At 40.0% G+C, this 2,178-nt stretch carries 1 protein-coding gene and 1 pseudogene; one reads left to right on the top strand and one right to left on the bottom strand.

Annotation, left to right across the window (positions count from 1 at the left end):
• A pseudogene (locus F6K38_RS36915) lies at positions 1-1,099 on the top strand (hypothetical protein); the annotation flags it as partial.
• A gap of 243 nt (positions 1,100-1,342) precedes the next feature.
• Here the strand turns inward: F6K38_RS36915 and F6K38_RS36910 are convergent.
• Positions 1,343-2,178, bottom strand: an 836-nt coding sequence (locus F6K38_RS36910; RefSeq protein ID WP_287359982.1) for a DEAD/DEAH box helicase, incomplete at its 5' end; no start/stop codon positions are given.

The raw sequence follows: 2,178 nt of genomic DNA, 5'->3' as shown, positions 1-2,178 counted from the left end.
AGAAGATGCGATCGCTTGTTACCAACAGGCTCTTAGAGTTTTTACCTTTGAGGCTTTTTCCGAAAAATGGGCAATCACACAAAATAATTTCGGTAATGCTTACCGTGACCGAATCAAAGGTGAGAAAGCACAGAATATAGAAGAGGCGATCGCTTGTTTCGAACAGGCTCTTACCGTCATAACCTTTGAGGCATTTCCCGAAGCTTGGGCAAGAACAAAAACTAATCTCGGTGCTGCTTACCGTAACCGAATCAAACGTCAGAAAGCACAGAATTTAGAAAAAGCGATCACTTGTTTCCAACAGGCTCTTACCGTTTATACCTTTGAGGCTTTTCCCGAATATTGGGTAAGCATACAAATGAATCTCGGTGCTGCTTACTATCACCGAATCAAAGGTGAGAAAGCACAGAATATTGAAGAAGCGATCGCTTGTTATCAACAGGCTCTAAAAGTCAGAACCTTTGAGGCTTTTCCCGAAGATTGGGCACAAACACAAACTACTCTCGGTATTGTTTACCTTGAGCGAATCAAAGGTCAGAAAGCACAGAATATAGAAAAAGCAATCGCTTTTTTCCAACAGGCTCTTACCGTTTATACCTTTGAGGCTTTTCCCGAAGATTGGGCACAAACACAAACTACTCTCGGTATTGTTTACCTTGAGCGAATCAAAGGTAAAAAAACACAGAATATAGAAAAAGCAATCGCTTTTTTCCAACAGGCTCTTACCGTTTATACCTTTAAGGCTTTTCCCCAAGATTGGGCAAGGACACAAACTACTCTCGGTATTGTTTACCTTGAGCGAATCAAAGGTAAGAAAACACAGAATATAGAAAAAGCGATCGTTTGTTTCCAACAGGCTCTTACCGTCATAACCTTTGAGGCTTTTCCCAAAGATTGGGCAAGGACACAAACTAATCTCGGAAATGCTTACCGTAACCGAATCAAAGGTAAGAAAACACAGAATATAGAAAAAGCGATCGCTTGTTACCAACAGGCTCTTACCGTTTATACCTTTGAGGCTTTTCCCCAAGATTGGACAATCACACGAAATAATCTCAATCTTGCTTACCGTAAGCGAATCAAAGGTGAGAAAGCATAGAATATTGAAGAAGCTTTGGAAGTTTATACCTTTGACGCATTTCCTAAAGATTGCGTCAGGGTAAATGGATTAAAATTTGTATTAAAATTTACATATATATTATCAATAATAGTATCAAAATTTAAAAAGCTTTTAGGGTGGGCAAAAACTAGTTAGTTATTTTAACAATTCTAGATCATAGAATTTTGCCCACCCTACACAACTACTCCCGATTCACGATTCCCGATTCCCGATTCCCTTAAATTAATCATCAATAACCGCACTCCGGTCAAGCAAAACCAAATCGCGCAATTGTTCTGTATTCATTTCCGTCAACCAATCTTCTCCCGCATCTACAGTTTGTTCCGCTAACTGTTTCTTACTTTCAATAATGTCATTAATTTTTTCTTCCACAGTGCCAGTACAGATAAACTTATGGACTTGAACATTGCGTTTTTGACCAATCCGAAAGACGCGGTCAGTAGCTTGATTTTCAACTGCTGGATTCCACCAACGGTCTACATGAAAGACATGATTAGCTCTCGTTAAATTCAATCCAGTGCCACCAGCTTTCAGAGACAGAATAAATATCGATGGACCATCCGGGTCATTCTGAAACCGATCAATCATTTCCTCCCGTTGTTTCTTACGAGTTGCGCCATAGAGGAATAAAACTTCTTTGCCAAATTTGTGCTCTAAATAGGGTTTTAGCAATTTCCCCCATTCGGAAAATTGGGTAAAAATTAAGCCACGGTCTCCTTCGGAAATCGCTTCTTCTAACATTTCTTCCAACCGTCGTAACTTACCCGACTGCTGGCTAGACATTAACGAATTATCCCCTGTTTTACTCTTAGTCTTTTTCCCTTTACTGTCTAACAGTGCCGGATGATTACACAGTTGCTTGAGTCTCAACAACAAGGTCAAAATCATGCCCTTGCGCTTAATCCCCTCAGCTTCTTCAATTTGTGCTAAAGAATCATCCACCAACTGTTGATAAACCGTAGCTTGGGCTGCGGAAAGACCACAAAAAACATTCATTTCCTGCTTTTCGGGCAAATCTTGAATAATAGACTTATCGGTTTTGAGGCGACGGAGGATAA

It is taken from the genome of Moorena sp. SIO3B2 (assembly GCF_010692525.1).
GTDB lineage: Bacteria > Cyanobacteriota > Cyanobacteriia > Cyanobacteriales > Coleofasciculaceae > Moorena > Moorena producens.
The sequence above is the reverse complement of the archived record's forward strand: the minus strand, read 5'-3'. Positions and strand labels throughout refer to the sequence as shown.